This is a genomic window from Corynebacterium sp. 045007 (genome assembly GCF_040743205.1).
GTDB lineage: Bacteria > Actinomycetota > Actinomycetes > Mycobacteriales > Mycobacteriaceae > Corynebacterium > Corynebacterium jeikeium_D.
This window is the reverse complement of sequence record NZ_JBFLKW010000010.1, coordinates 16,705-39,563: the sequence shown is the minus strand read 5'-3', so window position 1 is coordinate 39,563 and position 22,859 is coordinate 16,705. Positions and strand designations below refer to the sequence as shown.

Genomic DNA, 22,859 nt, shown 5'->3' with positions numbered 1-22,859 from the left:
GGCGGTTTCGGGTTAGGTGCTCGGGTTCGCGGGCCGTCGTCGGCGGCGCCGCCCCCGTGGACGTGCCCGTCATGCAGCCTCCCCCGGCCTCGTTTTCACGGCGATGCCCCACGCCGCGAGCACGGCGATGCCTAAGAACCAGGCCGCGCAGACCACCAGACCCGCAGCCCCGGTGCCGTTGACGGCCTCGCCGGCCGCGGATACGGGGGTGTGCCCGGCGATTCCGCGCAGGAGAGGACGGAAGTGGTCGGCGGGCATGAGCACCGTGTTGACGAACATCGCAACGATGATTAACGGGATGAGGGCCACGGAACCCTGGGGGCTGGTGATGGAGAACGCGATGTACGTGCCGGTGCATGCGGCCGCCGCGGCAACCATCGCGCCGGTCACCGCGATCCTCCACCACCAGGACACCTCCGGGAGGCCGTCGGACAGCAAGGCGGCCACCGCCGCGACGACGACCGTCATCGCCATGATCCGGATGAACTCGGCAATAATCCGTGCGGCCGGCACGGCCGCGTACGGTGACGGCATGGTGATTAACCGCTCGTGGAAGCCATTGCTGCGTTCAACGAACACGGTGGACGATCCCGTGATGGCCAGGATGAACGCCCACGCCGTCACGACCAGGATGACCGCGTTCCGGAGTTCGAACTCTCCGGTGAGCTGCCTGACCAGGCCACCGAACATGCGGTTGACGATGAACAGGTACACGAGCGGAGCAATGAACGTCATGAACCAGAAGTCGGGGCGCCGCAGCCAAATGTGGGCGATGCGCCGCAAATGCACGAAGATGGCGTCGATCATGATTCGCTCCTCGAGGTGAACCGGCGGATGAACAGGACGATTCCGGCGACCACCGCGACGCCGAGCCACAGGGCTGCCTCTTCCCCGGCGCTATCCGGGAAGGCGTCCGGGGACGCCGCCCTGATCACCTCGATCATCGGCGAAAACGGCATGTGACGTACGACGTCGCGCAGGGAGCCGTCCAAAGCGGTCGCCGGAATGAACGCGGTGGAGAACATAAGCAGCAGCATTTCCAGCGCCTGGATCGATGAGGCCGTCGACACCGGGGCGGGCACCATCAGGATCACCCCGTCCGTGACCAGGGACAGGACCGCCGCGGCGAGCAGCGACCACAGGACAGTCCACGCGACGTCACCGACAGCCATGTCGAGTCCACAGGCCCACGCGACGACCAGCAGCGCCGCGATCGACGCGGACATCCGCAGCAAATCGGTGGCGAGCCTGCCGGCGACATAGCCGCCTGTGGCCCCGGGCAACACGCGCACGCGGTCAACAAGCCCGGATTCGACGTCCTGTCCCACCGCCATCGCCGACGCCGCGGCGGTGAACATCGCCGCCTGGAACAGGCAGCCGCCGAGCACGAAACGCAGGTACCCGAAGCCGGATTGCCCCGCCGAGTACCCAAACACCGCGTACAGGCACAGCAGGAAGAGGGGCGGAACTACGAACATGGAGATCAGCGACGCGGTGTTGCGTCGCAACAGCAGCAGATCCCGACGGAGAAACGCCGCGACCGACGTCGCACTCATCGTGCCGCACCCCCTGCGTTCATCGATATGAACACCTCGTTGAGGGTGGGCGGCGACACGCTCAGCGAATCCGGCAACGCTTCCGAGGCCTCCATCGCCCGCGCCACCGCCTCGAGGATCCGTGGCCCGGGGTCGACGTCGAGGGACACCGACTTCCCCGCGACGCGGGCGCGGTCCAGGCACGTTCCCCCGAGGCAGCGGGCGAACGCCTCCGCCCCGGCGGCGGTGGCGAAGGACACGCGGAGCACGTGCGACCCGAAGTCGCGGCGCAATTCCTCCGGCGTTCCGCTGGCGACGATGCGTCGGTCCTTGAGCAGATGGACGTGGTCTGCCAGCGCCTCCGCCTCTTCCAGGTACTGGGTGGTCAGCACCAGGGTCATTCCGTCGTCCCGCAGCTGCCGGATGAAGCCCCACAGCTCTTCGCGGCTGACCGGGTCCAACCCCGTCGTGGGTTCGTCGAGGAACAGCAGCCTGGGCACGACGCACAGCGACGCGGCGATGTCGAGGCGCCGCCGCATGCCACCCGAATAGGCCGACACCAACGTCGAGGCACTGTCTGCGAGCGAGAATTGCGCGAGTAGTTCCGTCGCGCGGGCGGCCGCGTCGGCGCGGTCGAGTCCGCGCAGCCGCCCGAAGAACTCCAGGTTCTCCCGGCCGGTGAGGTTCTCGTCGATCGCCGCGAATTGGCCGGTGGTGGCAATGTCGGCGCGCACGCCCGCCGGATCCTCTTTCACATCGCGCGAGAAGATGCTCACCTCGCCGGAGTCTGCGGTGATGAGCGTCGACAGGATTCGGATGAGAGTGGTCTTGCCTGCGCCGTTGTGGCCGAGGAACGACACGATCGCCCCGGCGGGCACGGTGAAACTCACGCCGTCGAGCACATGCTTGCGCATCCGGGCACCGCGCTTTCCCTTACGCCCGCCGTCCGGCGGGGCACCTGCACCGCCTTCGGGCGCGGTGCCCGCTTTGCCCGCAATCGGGTAGCTCTTCGTGAGGTTGCGGACGACGATCGCCGCACCTCGTTCAGCTTTCTCCGTCATCGTTTCCCCTTTTCTTTGGTATCGCAGTGGGCCGCTGTCGGCAGCGGCCCCGTGGTCGGGTTGTCATGCGGCACCTCGATATGGATGCCCGCATCGCGGGCGAAGGCGAGGACCGGTTCGAGGAGCCGGGGGTGGCCGACGAGATCCCGGCACCCCGGCGTGACCGGCTTCCCCGCCACCGCCACAACGGTGGCGGCAGCAATCGCCGCGGTCATTTTGTAGGAACCTGGGCCGGTCGCCCGGACGACGGTCGTCTCGGCCGACGGCCCCGCATCGCCCGCGCCGGCGGACGACAGTACGACGACCAGCTCGGCGGGTTGCGGAGTGCCCTTCGCCCGCGCCTTCCGCGATGTCACGGCCGCCCCGAGACGGGCGAGCAGACCGGAGACAACGGGCATCGCGTACAGTCTCGACGTGCAGATCTTCTCCACCAACGCATCGGGGAGGGCATCGAAGGCGACGTGGTAGGAATATCCACGGATCGAGGGGCACACCTCGCGTACGACGTCGACGTCCGGGCATTCGTAGCCGATTCCGCTTTGCGACGACACCGGGTTGCGCCGCACTTCGACAATGGCGCCGCCGAGCATCGCGCGGTATCCGCCGCGAATGGTCCGGAACATCGACTCGACCGACGCGGCCCCGGATTCCTGGTCGGCGCCGATTCGCAGATCGACCCGCACATCGCGGACCTCTTCGGCCCCCGCAGCGCGGGCCCCGAGAATCAACAGTGCCGTCGACAAGCCCGGGCACAGGCCGAACCCGGTGAGCACGGTAACCCCCTCCCGCCGGGCATCCCCGTCGAGGGCCATGATTGCGCGGCGGGCGTCGATCGAATCGTTGACGTCGATGTATCCGGTGCCTGAGTCAATGCAAGCACGGGCGAGTGAGTCTGCGTGCACCTCGAACGGGCCGGTGCAGTTGACCACCCAATCGTGTTTGCGGAATACCCTGCAGATCTCGTTGTGGCCGGCGGCGATCCTCAGCGGGAAGTGCCGCCCCGGGCCATCGTCCGGTTTCTTTCGGGAAGTGTAGGCCAGCTCGATCCCGTCGACGGCGCCGAGCATCCCCCGGACGAGCCGTCCGGTGACGCCGGTACCTCCGGCCACCAGCACTTTCACAGGTTCGCCCGCGTCGCGGTCCCGTGCTTCCCCGCCGTTTCGTCGATCAGTCACTTTCCATCTCGTTTCCCCGGTCCCGCGACCGGTCGATTCCATCGGACGACGGGTCCACTGCCCTGTCGTCCGTTTCCGGCGCCCGGCGCCGGTGTTCGATGTACTCCCCGATGAGAGCCCCAGTCAGCGCGGCATCCTCTCCGAGGACGAACGAATAGTGGTTTCCCGCGACGCCGGCGACGCAGAGGTCATCGACGAGGTGGTCCCGCCACTGGTCGTGGTTGTGAGCCTCGCCGTCATCGGGGAAAACGAACAGCGCCTCCCTCACCCGCCCCTCGGGCCGGTACCGGGTGCGGGCATCGATGAGCGAGCGCAGCGAGTTGAACTCCGTCGCTGTCACCCGGTCGCCGGAAAGCCCAAGGTCCTCCAGGAGCGTCGGTGCGACCGCTGCGGCCAGGGCACGCAGGCGGGCCCCTCGTTCCTCATCGGTCTCGTCGACCCCGCCGAACTCCGCCCAGAGGCGGGCAACCGGCGTTCCGTGCGGGAGATCGGCGATCGAGGGCATCACCCGGGACAGCAGCCCCTTTTCGGATTCCGCGTCGAAATCCCCGACGTCGACCGCGATCCCCGGAGCCAGGCTGTCGAGAAACACCAGCGCAGGATCGAGATCGGCCAAACGGAGCGCCATCTCGGCCGCGATGGTGCCGCCGAGGCTCCATCCAACGATCGCAGGGGCGGCACCGTCGACGAGCACCTCGCGGACCCGGCCCGAATAGTGGGCCGCGATATCGCCGATGCCGATAGCGTGGGGGAATGGTCTCTCGAACTCCGCGAAGCCGACGCCCCACACCTGCCCGCCACCGGGGATCGCGAGTGCCAGGTCTCGGTAGATGTCGACGGTGCCGAATCCGCCGTGGACGAGGAAGATCGGGCGCGCCTCATCACCGCTGCGCAATAGGACCAGCGAACGGTCCGCGGCCGACGCGCCGGGATCATCCGCGTCCCGCCGGTCGGTCGGCGTGGTCGTCGACTGGCCGACGAGCTCTGCCACGCCACGTGGCGTCGGCTTGGCCAGCGCTTCCGCGAGCGGCACCGACGCCCCGGTGATGTCCTGGATCCGCTGCATCAGTTTCACGAATCCCAGGGAGTCGTAGCCGAGGAGGAACAGGTCGTCGTCCGCGCCGGCTTCGGCGCCGCCGAGGTCGGCCCGGACTATCCCAGTGATGACCGTCAGGTATCCGCGAACTCGGCCCATCAGGTCCCCGGATGCGATCCTCGAGATCGCGCCCGCCCTGTCGCGCTCTGCCGATAACACGCCCGCGACGCCGTCGTCGATCACCCCACCGCCGGAAGAAGTGCCCCCGACCGCCAGGCGCAGGTGCCGAACCTGGCCGACGCTCAGCGGCGCCGCTTCGGGGCAGCCCCCGGCGAAGCCCGACACCGACCTGATGTAATGGTCGAAGATGTCCTCCACCAGTTCCGGTTTCAGGATCTGCTCGACGAAATCCCAGGCGACGTTGATACGCCCGTCGACCTCCATCACCTGGTTGTCCAACAGCACCTGCGGAGTCTGGGAGATGGCGTAATCGACGTCTCCCAGGACGTGGGCATCCTTGCCCGAGCCATCGCCTGCCGCGGCCCCCTCGCCGAACAGCAACGAGGTGTACACGAACGGCGCTATGGCCTGTCCGACGGGCAGACCCCGGTGGCGCGCGATGGTGCCGAGCAACGACACCCCGGAGTACCCGGCCGCCATGTGCCCGAGCAGCCGGTTGCGCAGTTCCGCCGTCCACCAACGGAGATCATGGTCGGCGGCCGCTTTTACAGGCATCAGAATGACGCCGGTGAAATCACCGAAGACGCCGGCGACGTCGGCGATTTCGGAATCACGGTTGTACGTGGTGATGTTGATGCCGACCGAATCCCCCTTCGACCACAGCGACAGGCTCGTCGCATAGCAGGCGAGAAGCAGTGCGGACACGCTGCCGTCGGCGGCGCTGGCCCTTTCCCGCAACAGTGCGGTTTCCTCAGCGGTGAACGTGTACGACAGGCGACGCATCCGCGGCACATCCACGTCCGCGGCCGCACCGCTTGATGGAAGGGTGTTGCCGGGCGGGAATTCCTCGACCACCGTCCGAGTCAACGTCTCTTCGCCCCGCCCGACCGCCGAAGCTTCCCGACGCTTCATCTCCAAGACGTACGTGCGGTAGTCGCCAGTGACGGGCGGAAGCTCCGTTCCTCGGTACAGCTTGTCCAGGTCGTCGATGAAAATCCGCTGGCTCGCCCCGTCTCCGATGATCATGTCCACGCTGAAGAACAGGCGGTGCCGCCCGTCCGGGAGCGCGAACGCCGACAGATGGAACAAGGGCCAGCTGCCCAGATCGAATACCTGGTGGCTCAGCTCATCGCGCTTGCGCCGCACCGCCTCGACCACGGTCGCCTCATCGGCGGTCCGGTAGTCGGCGACATCAATACGGTAGCGCGGAACCTCCGGCAGGATCCGCTGCGTGGCTTGTGCGGTGAACACGACGCGCAGCATCGGATGCCTGCGGATTAGCTTGTCGAGGGCGTCTTCCAGGCGATCGATGTCGGTGCCGGGTTCGGTGACGGATTCGATGTAGTAGTGCTCGGTGACGCCGCCCAGCTCGAACCCAGAGTTCCGGCCAACGTAGTAGGCCTTCTGCATGTCAGTCAAGGGGAACGGCGCGTGGGGGTCATCCCCGAATTGTTCCACCGGATCCTTTCCGTGGGCACTCGCGGAGCATTCTCGGGCGCCTCCTGCGGCTGAACCGGCACCGACGGCACAATCGGGGGAAGGCACTGCCTCGGCGACGGCTTCAGACTCGGCCCCGGATTCCCGCATGGCCTCCGATACAAGGCCGGCGATGTGCGCGATGGTCGGGTCGACGATGACGTCGCGGAAACGGAGCCGGACTCCCGTCTTCTGCCGGATTGCGCGAATCATAACCTGGAATTGCAGGGAATCGCCGCCGCGGCGGAAGAAGGACTCTCCCGCGCCGCACGCCGAATCCGCGGCACCCGTCGACGGGGCTTCCCCGAGAATCTCGTCGAAGACTCCGGACACCAACTCGATCGCCCCGGGGTCGGCGACGGAACCAGCCGAGCCCACGGCTCCGGCCCCCGCCCCGGCGACCTCGCCATCGGCCGTTGCCCCGCCGCCCGCGGCGCCGACGTGCCTACGAATTTCCTCCTGGTCCAGTTTCCCGTTGACGGTAACGGGCAGGTGCGCCACCGGCAGCAGGACCGTCGGTACCATGTACGCTGGCAAGCATCGGGCAAGCTCGGCCCGGACGGCATCCCGCGAGCCGGTCATATCGTCCACCGGAACGTAGAGGCACGCCAGTAGTCCCCGATCGCCCGATTCGACGACCGCCGCCATCGACGCGGTCACCAGGCCGGACCGCTCGAGGACCGATTCGATTTCTCCGAGTTCGACGCGGAAGCCCGCGATTTTCACCTGACGATCGCGGCGGCCGAGAAATTCCACAAAACCCTCCGCGTTGAACATGCCCACGTCTCCGGTCCGGTAGCAGCGACCGATGCCTGGGACATACCCGAAGGCGGCAGCGGTCCGCTCCGGATCGGCCGCATACCCCTGCGCGACGCCGAGGCCGCTGATGTGGATTTCCCCCGGCACCCCGACGGGGCAATGCACCCCGTCGGGAGCGAGCACGTGGATGCCCTGGTTCGCCAGCGGGTACCCGTAGGGAATGCGGTTTTCCAGGCTGTCGCGTTGCAGCGGGTACTGGATGGACCAAATGCTTCCTTCGGTCGCACCGCCCAGGCTATTGATCGACGCGTTCGGGAACATGTCCATGGCGCGCGCCGGAAGCCCCGCTGCGATGCGATCGCCGCTGAGCAATACGGTGCGCACATCCGGGAACACGTCGTCGTCCGTCGCCCGGACCAGGGCGAGCTCCAACAGGGCGGGCGCGGAGTTCCACAGCGTGACCCGCTCTTCCCGCAAGACGTCGAGGATTTCATCGGCGTTGCGTTCGTCTCCGACCATCGTCACCGTCGCTCCTGCCGCGAACGCACCGAACACGTCGTAGACCGACAGGTCGAATCCCAGCGACGACAATCCGATAATGCAATCAGCGGAGGTGACCCCATACCGCCGGTTCACGTCGAGGATGGTGTTGATACAGTTGCGATGACTGATCCGCACACCCTTTGGCCGGCCCGTGGTCCCCGAGGTGAAGATGACGTAGGCAAGGTCGTCAGGGGCAGTGCCGGGCGAAGAGTGCGCACCCGCGCTGCCCGCGCGGTCGCAGACTTCCGCGGCTGCGGGCTTGCCGACGCCCTCTACTCCGCTTTGGTCCAGTTCATCGATCACGCCGGTGTCCAGAATCGGGCCCGCCGCACCTGAGGCTTCCACTACGTATTCTTGTCGCTGGGCCGGCATGCCCGCGTCGACAGGCACGAATGCGGCTCCCGCACGCAATGCGCCGACCATGTTGACGATGTCGTCGGGATGCTTGGTGTAGCGCACGATCACCGCATCCCCCGCCCCGACGCCGGAATCCGAGAGTTGGCGGGCGATGCGTCCGGCCCTGGCCCAGACCTCGGCGTAGGTGTACGAGATGCCCCGGGCGGCGAGGCGCACGGCCGGCGCATCCGGAGTCGCCGCGCATGCGGCTTCGACAAGCGAAACCAGGGTGTCATCGTGGATCGGGCCCGCAGCGTCGTTGTAGCGGGCGACGGCCCCCTCCGTCTCCGCATGACGGATGGGCAGAGCCTCTCCCCCGTCCGCCACCACGTCCAGGGCCTCCGCAACGGCTCCGAACATCGCATCTACCGCAGGGAAGTAATCGTCGACCACGTCCCACGACAACGCCATCCCGCCCGATGCCGGCATCACCTGGATGTCGAGGCACACCTGCGCGGTTTGCGTGTAGATGCATTCGATGACCGGGCTGCGCCCGCTTCCCCGCTCGCCGCCGAGGTAGCTGGTGAACACCACCGGAGCGGTGGCCTGGGACTGATTGGCCGCGTCCCGGAGGAATCGCTGTAGCACCTCCACACCGGAAACGCAGCGGTGGGACAGCCCTTCGCGGATGTCCAGGTCGATCGCCTCCGCCAACCCGTCGATGGTCGCGGCTCTCCCGGCGTCGACGCCGACAAGCATCGATGAAGTGAAATCTCCCATCACCCTCGTGCCCGCGGCGAGGCCGCTGCGTTCGCTGACAGTCACGTTGACCGTCAACGCGGATTCAGGCAGCCACCTGCAGACGACGGCGGCGTTGACGGCCATCACCAGCGACGACAGGGTAACTCCAATGCGGTGGGCACGTTCGCTGAGCTTGGCGGTGACCTCCGCGTCAAGCACCGTGCCCAAGCGCCGGGTCGACCAATCGTCGCCACCCCCCACGGCCGCCGGGAACTCCGGACGCCGCGGCAGATCTGCGGCCTTCTTCTCCCAGTAGGCGAGGTCCTCGGCCCGTTTCCCGTCGCGCCGGCGCGCAGAGATTGCCGCCAGGGCATCCCCATATCTGGAAGCCGGAGCCGGCGGCTCCCCGGCCAGCAGGGATTCGAGCTCGTCGAAGAATAGGTACACCGAACCCGCATCCATGACGATCATGTTGAAGTAGATGAACATCCTGCACCCGCCCGCATCTGCGAGCAGCCTCGCGGCGACCATGGGACCGTCCTCGTTCGACGATCGCGCCGCGGTTCGCATGTCCCGACGGATCTCCCCCACCGCCGCGTCGATATCGTCGCCGGACCCGACTACCTCGACGGTGGCGAGGCACGCGCCGGTCGGGCTCAAGACCCCGGCATCGACGTCGAGCCGATGGAACAGCACGTCGTGACGCCCGAAGACCGCCCGCACGGCCTCCTCCACCTGCGGCAACGAATAGTCGTGCCGGGATTCCGCGTAGATGTACGTCGCTTGGCCGCCAAGCTCGATGTCCTCGTCCGCGCCGAGCAGGTAGGCGGTCTGGATTGGATTGAGCGGGACCGCATCCGCGGAACCAGCCCCATTTTTGCCGGCACAGCCGTCATCCGACTCACCCGTCGCTACAGCGGGATCGGCCCCGGCAGCGGCGCCTGCGGCAGATCCGGCATCAGCGCCACCCCGGGCGGCGTCGATGACGGCCGCCAAATCAGCGACCGTGACCCCGGGGTCCATCGCCGCGTAATCGATGGTGACCCCGTACTCGTCCTCCAGCGCCAGCAGCATCTGGAGGAAAGTCAGGGAGTTCGGGATGTGGTCGCGGAGTTTCACGTCCGCCGAATCCAGGTGCACGCCGATGGCGTCGGCGATGGACTCCGACAGCCGTTCGGGGGCGACTCGGGCCCCGGTGCGGGCTCTTCCCACGGCGGTAGATGCGACGGCCGGCGCGATCGTTTCATTGGTCATCGTCATCGCCTCAGAGCAGAGCCTCGAGCTTGCGGCGGAGCTTCTTGCCGTTCGACGCGACGGGCAGCTCGTCGACCCACAGAACCCTGGAGACGGGCACCCCGGCGACGCGCATCAGCTCCGTCGTCGCGGACCGGGCCACCGCCTGTTCATCGATCGGAGGTTCATCCCCGTCCGATTGCCCGGCACCGGTCGCATCGTCGGCCTTACGATCGGTCGGGGTCCGCCTGGCCAAGAACACGGCGATCTCCTCTTCGCCCGTGGCTGGGTTGCTCCGGCCGAGAACGGCAACATCGCGGTCAAGCACATTCTCCAGCACGGCTTCCAAATCAGCCGAATAGTAATTCCGGCCGTTGACGAAGATGATGTCCTTCTTCCGGCCGAGGACGAACAACTCGCCGTCGCGGAGAATGCCCATGTCCCCCGTTGCGAACGCCCCATCATCGGTGAGCTCGTGCTCCACGATCCCCTCTGCTGTGATCGCGGCGCGGGTCATCGGAGCGCCGGCGATGTGGATTTCACCGACGGTGCCGTCGCCGAGGACCCCGCCCCCGTCATCGCGGATGGTCAAGGAAATCCCCGGGACGGCCTTGCCCAAGGCGACGAACTCAGCTCCGGACTCGCTCTCGATGTCCTCGAAACGCTGCCCCGTGGCGATGCCCGTCCGGTCAAGTCGCACCGTGGACAGACCCGAGTAGATATCCCGGGTCGTGACCAGCAGGCAAGCTTCGGACATTCCGTAGGCGGAGGTCAGGGCATCCTCCCGGAGGCCCATGGCGGACATCGCCGCGAGGAACTTCCGGGCCAATGGAGCGTCGATGGGCTCAGAACCGCTCATCAGCTTCTGGACGTTGGAGAAGTCGTAACCGTGGTCATCCCCGAGGGGCCGGCGCTCGAGATGGCGCAGGAAATGCTTGAACGCGAAGTTCGGGCACACTGTCACCGTCGGCCGGTGCCTGGTCACGGCCTCGAACCACCTCGGGGGATCGGCGACCACCTCGGAAACCGGCAGCAACACCTGGTCGTACCCACGAAAAAGGGCGTAGACGTGGAAGCCGATCAGCGAAAGGTTGTGGGTCAAAGGCAGCCACGTGAGCATCTTGTTCTCGTACCGGTGCGCGTGGCGTGGGATCGTCGCGCGCAGACCGTTCAGCACGGACTCGTTGGTTACGATGACGCCCTTTGGCGATCCCGTGGAGCCGGACGAAAACTGGATGAGGGCTTCGCCTGCCGTCCCACCTCGCACCGGGAACGCGGGGACCGCCCCGGCGCCATCCCCGGAATCCACGTCACCCGCCTGAGAGAAGTCCGATTCAGCATCACCCGGCATCGCCGCAACCGGTTCCGCGGCAGCGTCATTGACGATGGACACGTCGAGCAGCCGGTCCTCGCCCACGACCACGGCACCGTTTGCGCCGGTGAGCAGCGTGTAACTGCGTTCGTCGACCAGGATCGGGGCCCCGGGCATCATGTCCGAGAGCGTCCGCACCCTGTCGACGTCAACCGGGCCCGACACCGGCGGCGCAAGCGCCGGAACCGCGCCGGCGTAGACGCAGCCCCAGAACGCCCGGATGAGCCCGCGGTTCTCCGAAACCTGGAAGATCACGCGATCGCCGGGGCCGATGCCGGCTTCGGCCAACCGAGTCGCAGCCGCCACCGCCTCCGCATGGACCCGGCCATACGGGACGAAGACGTCCCGCCGATTCTCGACGAAGGTGATCCCCTTTTTCGTCTCATCGGCCTTGTCCCGAAGCACGTCGCTGATGGTCCGGATCGTGTTCATTGGTACCTCTTTCGGTTGTCGGCGCCATGCCGGTGCCGGGCGGACCGGGCCCGCATGGCGTGACCCGGAGGATGTGTCTGAAGGGTTGAAAGGGTGAAGCAACTGGGTGGGGCGCGTCTCCGCACAAGCTCAGAAACGCTCGCGGGCCCGGGACCCGCCGGTTCCAGGCGCCCGTCAAGTCACTGCGGACACCAGGGCGGCGACGAAGACCGCGGCGGACGCTGCGGCCGCGAACCCGTCACGCACTCGCCAGGGGTGATCGGTGCGGAAGGTACGCCGCGGATAGAGGCCGAAGTTGCGCATCGCCAGGGTCAGGGACAGCTTTTCGGCGCAGCGCACGGCGCTGACGAACAACGGGAAAGCGATGCGCGCGGGCGTCGTCGCGCGAATGAAACCGGAGCGGAAAGACTGCTCCGGTCGCATCGAGCGCAATCTAATCGCCCATGTCAGCTGGGGGATTTCACTGCGCAGGAACGCTGCGATGCTCACCCCGGAAATCGCTATGGTGCACCATGTGTAGGGCACCCGGAGGCGTTGCACCATGGCGTCGAAAAGCTCCTCGACGCGCATGCACGCGGAGACCAGGACCGTCCCCGCGAACACGGCCATCAACAGCAGTCCGTGATGGATGCCGTGGCGGACGGCTTCCGACGCATCCCCATCTCCGTAGAACTCGGAGCGCCACCCGAGCAGGCCGAAGAACACCCCGATTAACAGGACAAGAAGGACCTTCCCCGCCGTCGCCCGAACGTCGCGTTCCGCGATCGCAGCGAGTGCGAGGAACGCGACCACCGTCAGGGCGAGAACGGCGTCTCCGCCGGAGAGCAGCGCGGCGACGAGGACGAACATCACCGCCGCGACAATCGTGATGGCGTTCAACCCCGCGCGCCTTCGAGCGGCGGATTCACTGGTCCAGGGGCTTTCGTCCAAGGACGTCCGTGCGCCGGCCGCGGGCAGTGGGCGATCCCGCCGGGACGACTCCGGGGAAGTCGGCAGGTCGGCTGCGGGACCGGACCAGGCGACCTTCCCTTCGGCGACGATGCTCGCCCTATCTGCCCACGTTCGCGCGACACGGCGGTCGTGGCACGTGAACACAACGGTTCCGCCGGCCCCGGCGTATTCCGCTAGCGCATCCAGTACGATGCGCGAGCTCGGCGAATCCAGGTGCGCCAACGGCTCGTCGAGAAGCAGCAAACGGCGATTGGCCGCCACCGCCAGGAAGATGCCCAACCGTCTTTTCTGTCCGCCCGACAGGACGAACGGCGAGACGGGGTCAAGTGCCCTGGGGCACAGGGCTTCCCGCAGTTTCCGCAGCTCATCGGCGCCGAGTGGTCCGTGCGGGTCCGTGCCGGCCAGCGCGGAGTCGATTTCCGCGGCGACGGTCGCGCGGGTGAACTGGTGCTCGGGGTTCTGGAACGCCCACGACGCGAAGGCGTCGGGGACGCGCCGGGCGGACGCGCCGTCGATCCGGAAGTTCGCTCCCGCCTTCATCTGGCCTGACAGCACCGCCAGCAAGGTGGACTTACCGGCTCCGTTGGCGCCGACTAGGGCATGAATCTCGCCCCGTTCCAGTGTCAGATCGGCCCCGTCCAGAATCCTCTCCCCGCCTCGGGCCACGTGGGTTCCGGTCAAGGCCAGCAGTGGAACGGCATCCGCCTCCGATTCCAAATCGGGACGGTCCGGCGCCCCCGTGCCCGGCGTACTGGCGTCCGGCGCTCCGGCGGGCGCGGCCGACGTCGCAATGCCCTTCACCGCGATGCCCTCCGGTGCTCCGTGCGCGGCGACGCTCCCGTCCGCATCGAGGATTGTCACCGTGTCGACCCACCCGTCGAACGGGCGGAGGTCGTGCTCGATGAGCAGGATAACGCGCCCCGGGGCCCGCAAATCACGGATGGCGGCGAACAGCGACCGACGACCGTCCTCGTCAACGTGGGCCGCGGGCTCGTCAAAGATCATGACCTCCGGCGCCCTGGCCACAGCACCGGCGATGGCCATCCGCTGGCGTTGCCCACCCGACAAAGCCCACGGATCCTTCTCCGCGAGCTCTGACAGCCCGAGCTCCGATAGGGCCTCGGCTGATTGCTTGGCGACGATGCCGGCTTCCACGAGGGAAAACTCGAGGGCCATCGACACGTCATCGACGACTCGGAGCGTGAGCACCTGCGTCGACGGGTCTTGCCCGACGAAGGTGACCCGGTCCCCGTCCACGGGGCGTTCGGTGCCGTCGGCATCGACGATGTGCACGAATCCGGCATGGTCGATGGGGATGTGCGAGGGGATCAGTCCAGCGATGAGGTGGGCCAGGCTCGTCTTTCCGCATCCCACGGGTCCCGTGATGGCGTTAATCGTGCCGAAATCGAAGGAGAGATCCACCATGTCGGGTGCCCATCGCCCATCGGCGTGCCGGACGCCCGCGCCACTAACCCGTAACCGGGCCGGGGCCGTCCCGCGTGTCGCACCGGCGCACGCGGGTGCTCCGCCGGTCACCGGGTGACTCCGCGGCTGCGAAGCCCCTTTGCGACGGCAAAGCCCAGGACCAAAAACACCAGGCTCGATGCCAAGGCTACGGCGAAGCTAATCAGGGTCATGGGCGTGGTCGGCGAGTCGACGCCGACTGCGCGCGGGGCCATCGTTCCCATCAGCGCGGAGAACAACATCGCCGACGCCACGAACTGGGGACGCGTCCACCGCCGGTACAGGGTGACCATGAACGGAAGCTCGATGAGCAATCCTTCCATAGTCAGCGCCCCGATTGCGGCGACGCCGAACGGGGTGGTCGCCGCGGACACGACGCCCATGGCAAGGCACGCGATAAGGCTCGCGCCAGGCTTGCGGACGACGATGAGGGGAACAACGCACTGCAGGAACCACAGCCCGAGCGTCGCCGCGACGAGATAAACGTGGGCGATGCCGGCGAACACCTGCAGGTAGGTCAGGGGCACGATGATGAGAGACCCCGCGACGCCGATCGCGGCGGCGACGAGCATGTCGCGGGTGGATGGTCGGCCACCAGCTGCGACCGGTGCGACGTGCACCAACCGCCCGTCATCCGTCTGCGACGCCACCGCGTCCCCGGCTCCCCCTCCGGAGAGGGGTTCTCCGGTCGATCCACGTTTTCCGTTCATCGTCGCCGCCTCGCTTCCGTTGCCGATTCCCGATCGCGAACACCACCTGAAACAGTATTAGGTTAGGCAATGCTTATCGGATTACGCCAGGCTCAATTTACTGAAGTTACCCCCGCCCCCCCCCCGAACGAAAAACCGCCTTCCCAGCGTGCTCACAGAGATTCGCCCCGTACTCGAGCGCGTCTTTGCAGGCGAGATTCTCTCCCGCACGCTGGTGCTGGACGCGCTCATCCACTACGAAGGTCCGACAAAACTGGCCGCCGCAGGTCGAGGCCGGGTCCTGAAGTGGATGCGCAACCGCGCCAAGAAGGACCCTGCTGCCCTGGTTGACGCAATTTTCGCCGCCCTTGCCGAGCGAACTGTCACGGTACCCGGCACTGCGGCAGCAGAATTGGTCATTCCCCAGCTGGCGGCGAACATCAAAGCGCTTCAAGCACAGCGCGACACGATTGCCGGACAAGTCGAGGAGATGCTCGAATCGTTCCCTATTGCCCAGGTCTTGATGTCGATGCCCGGCGTAGGCATCAAGACCGCCTCTAACATCGTGTTGTCCATCGGCGATTGCCAGGACTTCGCCGACGCCGCACACTTAGCCGCTTACGCCGACCACCCGGCAGTCGGGTACGTCGGTCCGCGGCGAGTTTCCCACCAGGGCCGGCAAAAAACAGTTGAAAAACGCGATGTTTCGATCGGCGTGGATCGCGTCGCACTGCCATCCCGCATCGCGCGACTACTACCTGCGTAAACGGGCTGAAGGACAGAAGCACAATGCCGCGGTGATGTGGCTTGCCCGAAGCCGCTGCAACGTCATCTATGCCCTGTTGACTCGGCGTGAGTTCTTCCGAGAAATCCCTGCTAGAACCATCGCCACGGCTGCGTAGGCCGCTGCGCTGATCACCGCCGGCCCGCACGATGCGGCCCGGCGATCAGTCATGGCTACACCCCTCCCATACGATGTACGTGAAAGTCTCGCCTGACTATTGACAATCCACATAGGGCCCCACGCGGATTGGAACCGAGTGGCGGCCGGACACCGCCACCTAGGCGCCGAACAGGGCCACTTCCGCCGAGCCGTATTCGACGATCCCGAAATCACTTTCCCGAATCTTCATCCCCCGCCCGTGCTCGATGTCGCCGGAGGCCCGGAATTGGAGGCCGAAAACCAGATCCTCGTCGCTCAGTTCCGGCAGGATCACAATCCTCACCAACTCGAACGGCTCATACGCGGAATCCAGGTCGTCGTCGATGGACAGGAAAATCTTCCCGTCCCCCTCCCCTGCCCTCCCCATCGCCGCAACCCCCGTGGCTTAGGAGGGGGAAGAGGGCCTTCGAGGGCTCAGCAGCTCGAGCCCAGGACCGCCGACTTACAGCTCGTCGATGTGCTTGCGCTTCGGGTAGACCCGCGGACGAGCGCCTGCGATCTCCTCAGCAATGCGGATGACCTGGTTGGAGTAACCGAACTCGTTGTCGTACCAGACGTAGAGCACCAGGTGCTTACCGTTGGCGATGGTAGCCAGACCATCGACGATGCCAGCATGGGTGGAGCCGACGAAGTCGGTGGAAACCACTTCTGGGGAGTGGATGTAGTCAATCTGCTGGCGCAGGACGGACTTGAGGGAAACCTCACGCAGGTAGTTGTTGACTTCGTCGCGGTCGACCTCAGTGTCCAGGGTCAGGTTCAGCACCGCCATGGAAACGTCCGGGGTGGGAACGCGGATGGCGTTACCGGTCAGCTTGCCCTCGAACTCCGGCAGAGCCTTGGCGACGGCCTTTGCGGCACCGGTCTCAGTGAGAACCATGTTCAGGGTGGCTGCGCGGCCACGGCGAGAACCCTTGTGGAAGTTGTCGATCAAGTTCTGGTCGTTGGTGAAGGAGTGAACAGTCTCGACGTGACCGAACTCGACACCCCACTTGTCATTGACGACCTTCAGCACCGGGGTGATGCCGTTGGTAGTACAGGAAGCTGCCGACAAAATGTTGTCAGATTCCTCGATGATGTTGTGGTTGATTCCGTAGACGATGTTCTTCACATCGCCCTTGCCCGGCGCGGTAAGCAGAACCTTGGAAACACCCTTGGACTGAAGGTGCTGTGACAGTCCCTCGCGGTCACGCCAACGACCGGTGTTGTCGATGACAATCGCATCGTTAATGTCGTAGGCGGTGTAGTCAACAGTTGCCGGGTCATTGGAGTAAATGACCTGAATCGGGGTGCCATTTGCCCAAATAATGTTGTTTTCGCGGTCAACCGAGATGGTGCCGTCGAATGCACCGTGGACGGAGTCACGGCGCAGCAGCGAAGCACGCTTGACAATGTCGTCCTCACCATTCTGGCGAACCACAATAGCGCGCAGGCGCGGGCCGTTGAACAGTGCCTCACGAGCCAGCAGAATGCGAGCCAGCAGACGGCCGATGCGGCCGAAACCGTAGAGGACAATGTCGGTCTTCGGGGTCTGTGTCCCGGCACCGATGACGTCGGCAAGCTCACGCTCGAGGAATGCGCGCAGCTCGCCGCCTTCCTCTTCGAAGCTGGTAGCCAGGGCACCCAGGTCGATGGAGGCGGTGCCGAGATCCATCTTCACCAGTTCCTGCAGAATCGGCAGGGTCTGACTCAGCGGCAGCTCCTGCGAGGTGATGCGACGGGCGTAGCGGTGCGACTTAATGATGCCGGTCTCGGTAACGTTTTCCAGTCGGCGGCCGAAGATTGAAGTCACGACATCGTTGTTGCGACGCAGTTGTCCCAGGAGGGGGATCATCTGCTCTGCAAGGCTGATGCGCTCATTCCAGTCATTGCGCTTGATGGGGGCCGAATCCGACATAAATCCTCCTGGCTTAAATGAGTATGAGTTCCCCCTCAAAATACCCCGCACACGCTATTCAACGGCTATCGTCCTCAACTGGGTACCCCGTATTGTGGCCCAGCTTTCACCCAATCGGGGGAGCCCCTGGGAGACACCCCAAGGAAGAAAAATGAACCCTACTTACCCGTTAGAATAAGAGCCATGACGGAACCCCTGGATATCCAGCAGCAATCTCCCGGCCAGCCGCCATACCGCCTTGTAGTCACGGATATGGACGGGACTCTATTAAATGAAGACAAGGAAATCCCGGAGTCCTTTTGGCCGGTAGTCACCGAGCTGCTCGACCGCGGTGTCCACTTCACTCCCGCGTCGGGCCGCCAGTACGCAACTCTGGCCGACCAGTTCGCCCCCATTGCACACCGCATCCCAATCATTGCGGAAAACGGCAACTACGTCGCGGATGCGGGCGAGGTGGTCTCGGTTACCAGTATCGACCACGACATCGTCACCCAGTTGGTGCACGCGATCCGCCAGTTCAACGACAACCGTGTGGCCGCGGGTCGCACTCCTCTGTCGGTTATTATCTGCGGCGCTGCCAGCGCATACGTGGAGTTTTTCCCGCCGCATTTCAATATTCCGGAGGAAGTTCAGCAGCTGCAGTTCGACGAGGCCGCCAAGTACTACTTGAAGCTGCAGAAGGTCGATGATGTCATCGCCGCTGCCGCCGAGGACGGCATCGTCAAAATTGCCGCCTTTGATCCTTACTCCGTCGAAGAGGAATCGGCCGATTACCTGCGTTCCCAAAGCTCGCACTTGCGCGCGGTAGTCTCCGGTGCCCACTGGGTCGACCTCATCGATGCCAACACCAACAAGGGCACGGCACTCGCCGCCCTGCAGGAGGCCCTAGGTGTCTCTCCTGCCGAAACTGTCTGCTTCGTTGACTACCTGAATGATCTCGAGCTCATCGACCACGCAGGCCGTTCGTTTGCCATGTCCAACGGTCACCCGGAAATCAAACGCCGCGCCACCGACATCGCACCGTCGAACGCGGAGGAAGGCGTCATCACGACGCTGCGCGAGCTGTTCAACCTCTAACTGCAATTGACCCCTTACCCCACTGGAGCGGTAAGTTAGAAAGGTTGAACCCGATTCCCTTATTCCGATTTTCTTTTTAAGGAAAGCGTAGTTTCCCTGTGACCACTCTCGCCGAAGAAGCCGCACGCCGCCGCACATTCGCCGTCATCGCACACCCGGATGCCGGTAAGTCCACGCTCACCGAGGCGCTGGCGCTGCATGCTCATGTCATTAACGAAGCCGGTGCTGTCCACGGCAAGGCCGGCCGCAAGTCGACTGTGTCCGACTGGATGGACATGGAGAAGGATCGCGGCATCTCGATTGCCTCTTCCGCGCTGCAGTTCGAGTACCAGCCAGAGGGGCACGACGGCGAGCCGTACATGATCAATCTCGTCGATACGCCTGGTCACGCTGATTTCTCCGAGGACACCTACCGTGTGCTCACCGCTGTCGACGCCGCTGTCATGCTTGTCGACGGTGCCAAGGGTCTCGAGCCTCAGACGTTGAAGCTGTTCCGGGTTTGTAAGTCCAACGGAATTCCCATCGTCACCGTCATCAACAAGTGGGACCGCCCGGGTAAGGCTCCCCTGGAGTTGATGGATGAGATTGTCGCGGAGATTGGACTGCAACCGACTCCGCTGTACTGGCCAGTTGGTGAGGCCGGCGACTTCCGCGGTCTGCTGGAGCGTGGTGAGGACGGCGAAGCCAAGCAGTTCATCGGCTTCGAGCGCACTGCCGGTGGCGCCACTATTGCCGCTGAGCGTCACCTCACCCCAGATGAGGCCGCCGCAGAGCAGGGCGACGCCTGGGAGACGGCAGCCGAGGAGTCCGAGCTGCTCTCCGCCGATAGCGCTGACCACGACCAGGAGATGTACCTCGCTGGCGACACCTCTCCGGTGATTTTCGCCTCCGCCATGCTGAACTGGGGTGTCCACCAGATCCTGGACACTCTCTGCGAGCTGGCTCCGGCACCTGGTGCCCGCGAGTCCGACCCGGCTGCCGTTGCCGCTGCAGCGGCTGGCGGCCAGGGGGCTATCGTCGAAAAGCGCGAACCGACGGATGATTTTTCGGGCGTCGTGTTCAAGGTGCAGGCGGGTATGGATACGCACCACCGCGACAAGCTGGCCTTCATGCGCGTTGTCTCTGGCGAGTTTGACCGCGGCATGCAGGTCACGCATGCGCAGTCGGGACGTACTTTCTCCACAAAGTATGCTTTGACCGTTTTCGGCCGGACACGTTCGACCGTGGAGACGGCTTACCCGGGCGACATTGTCGGCCTGGTCAATGCGGGTTCACTGGCGCCGGGTGACACGATCTACGAGGGCCGCAAGGTTCAATTCAAGCCGATGCCGCAGTTCGCGCCCGAGCACTTCCGCACTCTGCGCGCCAAGAGCCTGGGCAAGTACAAGCAGTTCCGCAAAGCTGTCGATCAGCTCGATGCCGAGGGCGTGGTGCAGATTCTGCGCAACGATGCCCGCGGCGATGCCGCCCCGGTGATGGCCGCGGTCGGCCCGATGCAGTTCGAGGTCATGATGGCACGCATGGAAAACGAGTACAACGTCGAGACCATCGCCGAGCCCATCCCCTACTCCGTCGCCCGCCGCACGGACGAAGAGACCGCGCCTGAGCTGGCAAAGCAGCGCGGCGTTGAGATCTTCACGCGTTCCGACGGCGCCCTCATCGCCCTCTTCGGCGACAAGTGGAAGCTGTCCTTCATTGAGAAGGAGCACCCGGAGTTCACGCTCGAGACGCTGGTCGCGGACTAGAGTTTTAAGGAGATTTCACCAACATTGAGCCAAACGGTTGAGCTTCCTCCACAACCAAGTGCATGGCAACTTTTTACTGCCTTCCACTCCCGTGCACAGAGATGGCCAGGCGCCCTCCGCGCAGCACTCGCGCTATTCCTGCCGGGTGCCGTGGCACTTCTCACCGGACATGGCTCGGAAATGCTCCTTATCGCCGCTGGTGGTTGCGTGGTCATCTATGGCGAGGGCCACCCCTACCGCAGTCGTCTGCGCGTGATGGCCACCGCCGGGTTCATTTTTTATTGTGATGGTCTCCGGCGGCACAACAATGGTCGCCCGCCTTGGCTTCAACCCGGTGGAAACCGCCATGTGGGCTACCGTTGGCGTGCTTTCCGCGATAGTCATCGGCATGGCACCGCGGTTGTGGAATCCGCATGGCCCCGAGATGGCGGCTGTCGAATCCCTTGAATCAGCCATCGACGCGATGGAAAAGTCAGACTCGACATCGTTCGCCGTTCATCACCAGGCGCAAACTGCACTGACCGACGCATGGGAATCGCTTGCCGACGCAGGCATCATCCGTGGCAGCAAAATCGTCAAGCCCTCCCACACGGAACTGGTCAACCGTGTCATTGCTGCTCATCAGCGTCTGATTGCTATCCGCACACGCTTGGGCGTGCACGGCAGCGCTGTGGACATCGTGGACACGCCTAACCTCTTCGACGAGACGCAGACAACCATTCCACTCGCGCGACCAAGCGTGAGTTACCGGATCTTCCGCTCTTTCGATCGCTATTCCCATGCGTCGATGACTGCGGCAAAGGTTGCTATTACCGGTGGCTTAGCTGGTCTCATTAGCGTGCTTGTCGGTCTCGACCGGCCTGACTGGGCGGTGGTCAGCGCATTGATGACTCTGCAGTGGGGTCCCGACCGCACCGCTGGTTCGATCCGAGGGATTCACCGCATGGTCGGCTCGATTATCGGCATTTTCCTTTATGCGCTGCTCTTTTCCTTTGGCCTGGACAGCTGGACGCTACTTATCGCGCTTGCAGCCTGCCAATTCGGCGCGGAGGTTCTCGTGGTGAAAAACTATGCGCTGACGACAATCGTCACCACTCCATTGGCGCTGCTGCTGGGCGGAAACGTCGCTGGCGAACTCGCACCGATTGTGACCGATCGTGTCTTGGAAGTCGGTATCGCCTGCGCGCTGGCTCTCGCTGTCCTGCACTTCTGGCCAACCGAGAGCATTGAAAAGCACTACCTGCGTCATATTCCGCGCTGCTATCGACAGATGGGCGCTCTTCTCGGCGCGCTGCTAACCGGTACTCCGAATCAGGCGCTCGATATTCGTCGGGATCTCCAGTACGAGCTGCTCAGTGAGCGCCAGGCCATCTCGTCTTTGGCCACCAACGACCCCGAAATCGCCACTCCACACTGGGATGGGCATCGTCGCATTCGCACAGCTGGCTATTTGTTGCTGGACTACTGTCGCACGCATCCGGATATCCGCCCCTCTCACGAGGAGATTTCCAAGCTCGCTGAGGTAGTCCAGGCAGCTAAAGCTGAGGAGCGCTAGTCCTCCGGCAGCGGGGGCTCCTTGCGCAGGTCGCGGGCTGTTGCCCGCCGTACCTCGCGCGGTTCCTCCTCCGAGCCCCGCGAACGGAACTTAGCCGCGATGTCCTTCAGCGAAGACGACAGCGGCGGCAGCTTCTCCAGCGCGTCACGGCCCGCGTCCCACGCGTCGGTAGCAATATTTTCCGCTTTCCGACGGAACTTGCGGACCTTCTCCTCACGCTGCCGCTTAGTCTCTGCCGCGTCATTTTGCCGCTCGCGCTCGCGTTCAAAGGCTGCGACATCGCGGGCCTCCGCGTCGGAAAGCCTCTTCGAGGCGTGTGCCGCGGCGTCCCACGACTCCTCCAGCGATTCCGCGAGGTGCAACATGGCATCGATGCGCTTTTCAACTTCGCGCAACTTCTCGCGGTAGCCCCGCTGAATGTCATAGCGGCGCATGATGCGGCGGGCACGAGTGGCCTCATTGCGCCAGGTGATGATTGCGCCCTCAGAAATCGACTCATCGACGACGAAGCGCATCGTCCACGGGTCGACATCAGCGCTGGCCAGATTGTTGCGTACCCGCTCCTCGCGGTCGAGGACGTCCTGCACGAGACTGCGGGCACGCTCTTCGGCTTGATGGGCGCGGTTGGTACGGGAGTTATCTGGTCGGAAGCTCACCTGGAC

At 65.0% G+C, this 22,859-nt stretch carries 15 protein-coding genes and 1 pseudogene; 4 read left to right on the top strand and 12 right to left on the bottom strand.

Annotated elements, in window-relative coordinates; translation table 11 throughout:
• Nucleotides 1–69: 69 nt before the first annotated feature.
• The 8 genes from AB1Z34_RS06540 to AB1Z34_RS06505 all read right to left on the bottom strand — a co-directional run bounded on the left by AB1Z34_RS06540 (nucleotide 70) and on the right by AB1Z34_RS06505 (nucleotide 14,944).
• Nucleotides 70–807: an ABC transporter permease gene (locus tag AB1Z34_RS06540; protein WP_016423212.1), complete on the bottom strand. Its 738-nt coding sequence runs from the start codon at nucleotides 805–807 to the stop codon at nucleotides 70–72.
• Entirely contained in the window at nucleotides 804–1,556 is a 753-nt protein-coding gene (locus AB1Z34_RS06535) for an ABC transporter permease (protein ID WP_016423213.1), read from the bottom strand. Before AB1Z34_RS06535 ends, AB1Z34_RS06540 begins: the two co-directional genes overlap by 4 nt.
• Nucleotides 1,553–2,596, bottom strand: coding sequence for an ATP-binding cassette domain-containing protein (locus tag AB1Z34_RS06530; protein ID WP_016423214.1), 1,044 nt, complete (start codon nucleotides 2,594–2,596; stop codon nucleotides 1,553–1,555). The genes AB1Z34_RS06535 and AB1Z34_RS06530 overlap by 4 nt, the downstream gene beginning before the upstream one ends.
• Nucleotides 2,593–3,771, bottom strand: coding sequence for a hypothetical protein (locus AB1Z34_RS06525; protein ID WP_016423215.1), 1,179 nt, complete (start codon nucleotides 3,769–3,771; stop codon nucleotides 2,593–2,595). Before AB1Z34_RS06525 ends, AB1Z34_RS06530 begins: the two co-directional genes overlap by 4 nt.
• On the bottom strand, nucleotides 3,764–10,096 hold the full coding sequence (locus AB1Z34_RS06520) for a non-ribosomal peptide synthetase (protein WP_016423216.1): 6,333 nt from the start codon (nucleotides 10,094–10,096) through the stop codon (nucleotides 3,764–3,766). The genes AB1Z34_RS06525 and AB1Z34_RS06520 overlap by 8 nt, the downstream gene beginning before the upstream one ends.
• Before the next feature lie 10 nt (nucleotides 10,097–10,106).
• Nucleotides 10,107–11,879: an AMP-binding protein gene (locus AB1Z34_RS06515; protein ID WP_070429370.1), complete on the bottom strand. Its 1,773-nt coding sequence runs from the start codon at nucleotides 11,877–11,879 to the stop codon at nucleotides 10,107–10,109.
• Nucleotides 11,880–12,053: 174 nt separating this feature from the next.
• Nucleotides 12,054–14,255, bottom strand: coding sequence for an ATP-binding cassette domain-containing protein (locus AB1Z34_RS06510; RefSeq protein ID WP_367158093.1), 2,202 nt, complete (start codon nucleotides 14,253–14,255; stop codon nucleotides 12,054–12,056).
• 107 nt (nucleotides 14,256–14,362) lie between these two features.
• Nucleotides 14,363–14,944, bottom strand: coding sequence for an ECF transporter S component (locus tag AB1Z34_RS06505; RefSeq protein WP_187400548.1), 582 nt, complete (start codon nucleotides 14,942–14,944; stop codon nucleotides 14,363–14,365).
• Nucleotides 14,945–15,128: 184 nt separating this feature from the next.
• On the opposite strand from AB1Z34_RS06505, the pseudogene AB1Z34_RS06500 reads away from it, so the two are divergent.
• Nucleotides 15,129–15,885, top strand: a pseudogene (locus AB1Z34_RS06500) (transposase); the annotation flags it as partial.
• A 159-nt stretch (nucleotides 15,886–16,044) separates the two neighbouring features.
• Here the strand turns inward: AB1Z34_RS06500 and AB1Z34_RS06495 are convergent.
• Nucleotides 16,045–16,293 carry a hypothetical protein gene (locus AB1Z34_RS06495; RefSeq protein WP_367158091.1) on the bottom strand — a complete coding sequence of 83 codons (249 nt, stop codon included), beginning with the start codon at nucleotides 16,291–16,293 and terminating at the stop codon, nucleotides 16,045–16,047.
• Nucleotides 16,294–16,368: 75 nt separating this feature from the next.
• The gene (locus AB1Z34_RS06490; RefSeq protein WP_016423222.1) at nucleotides 16,369–17,820 is read right to left on the bottom strand and encodes a glyceraldehyde-3-phosphate dehydrogenase; all 1,452 of its coding nucleotides are present in this window, start codon (nucleotides 17,818–17,820) and stop codon (nucleotides 16,369–16,371) included.
• 183 nt (nucleotides 17,821–18,003) lie between these two features.
• Here AB1Z34_RS06490 and AB1Z34_RS06485 point away from each other — a divergent pair, with 183 nt between their 5' ends.
• Both AB1Z34_RS06485 and AB1Z34_RS06480 read left to right on the top strand, forming a co-directional pair.
• Nucleotides 18,004–18,897, top strand: a complete 894-nt coding sequence (locus AB1Z34_RS06485; protein ID WP_367158090.1) for a Cof-type HAD-IIB family hydrolase — start codon at nucleotides 18,004–18,006, stop codon at nucleotides 18,895–18,897.
• Between the two features lie 98 nt (nucleotides 18,898–18,995).
• On the top strand, nucleotides 18,996–20,642 hold the full coding sequence (locus AB1Z34_RS06480; protein ID WP_048733924.1) for a peptide chain release factor 3: 1,647 nt from the start codon (nucleotides 18,996–18,998) through the stop codon (nucleotides 20,640–20,642).
• A gap of 132 nt (nucleotides 20,643–20,774) precedes the next feature.
• Here AB1Z34_RS06480 and AB1Z34_RS06475 read toward each other — a convergent pair whose 3' ends face one another.
• Nucleotides 20,775–20,990 (bottom strand): hypothetical protein, encoded by a 216-nt coding sequence (locus AB1Z34_RS06475; RefSeq protein ID WP_258225383.1) that lies wholly within the window; start codon nucleotides 20,988–20,990, stop codon nucleotides 20,775–20,777.
• On the opposite strand from AB1Z34_RS06475, the gene AB1Z34_RS06470 reads away from it, so the two are divergent.
• The gene (locus tag AB1Z34_RS06470; protein ID WP_258225384.1) at nucleotides 20,989–22,197 is read left to right on the top strand and encodes an FUSC family protein; all 1,209 of its coding nucleotides are present in this window, start codon (nucleotides 20,989–20,991) and stop codon (nucleotides 22,195–22,197) included. The two genes, AB1Z34_RS06475 and AB1Z34_RS06470, sit on opposite strands and share 2 nt — an antisense overlap.
• Here the strand turns inward: AB1Z34_RS06470 and AB1Z34_RS06465 are convergent.
• On the bottom strand, nucleotides 22,194–22,853 hold the full coding sequence (locus AB1Z34_RS06465; protein WP_016423226.1) for a hypothetical protein: 660 nt from the start codon (nucleotides 22,851–22,853) through the stop codon (nucleotides 22,194–22,196). The two genes, AB1Z34_RS06470 and AB1Z34_RS06465, sit on opposite strands and share 4 nt — an antisense overlap.
• Between the last annotated feature and the right edge of the window lie 6 nt (nucleotides 22,854–22,859).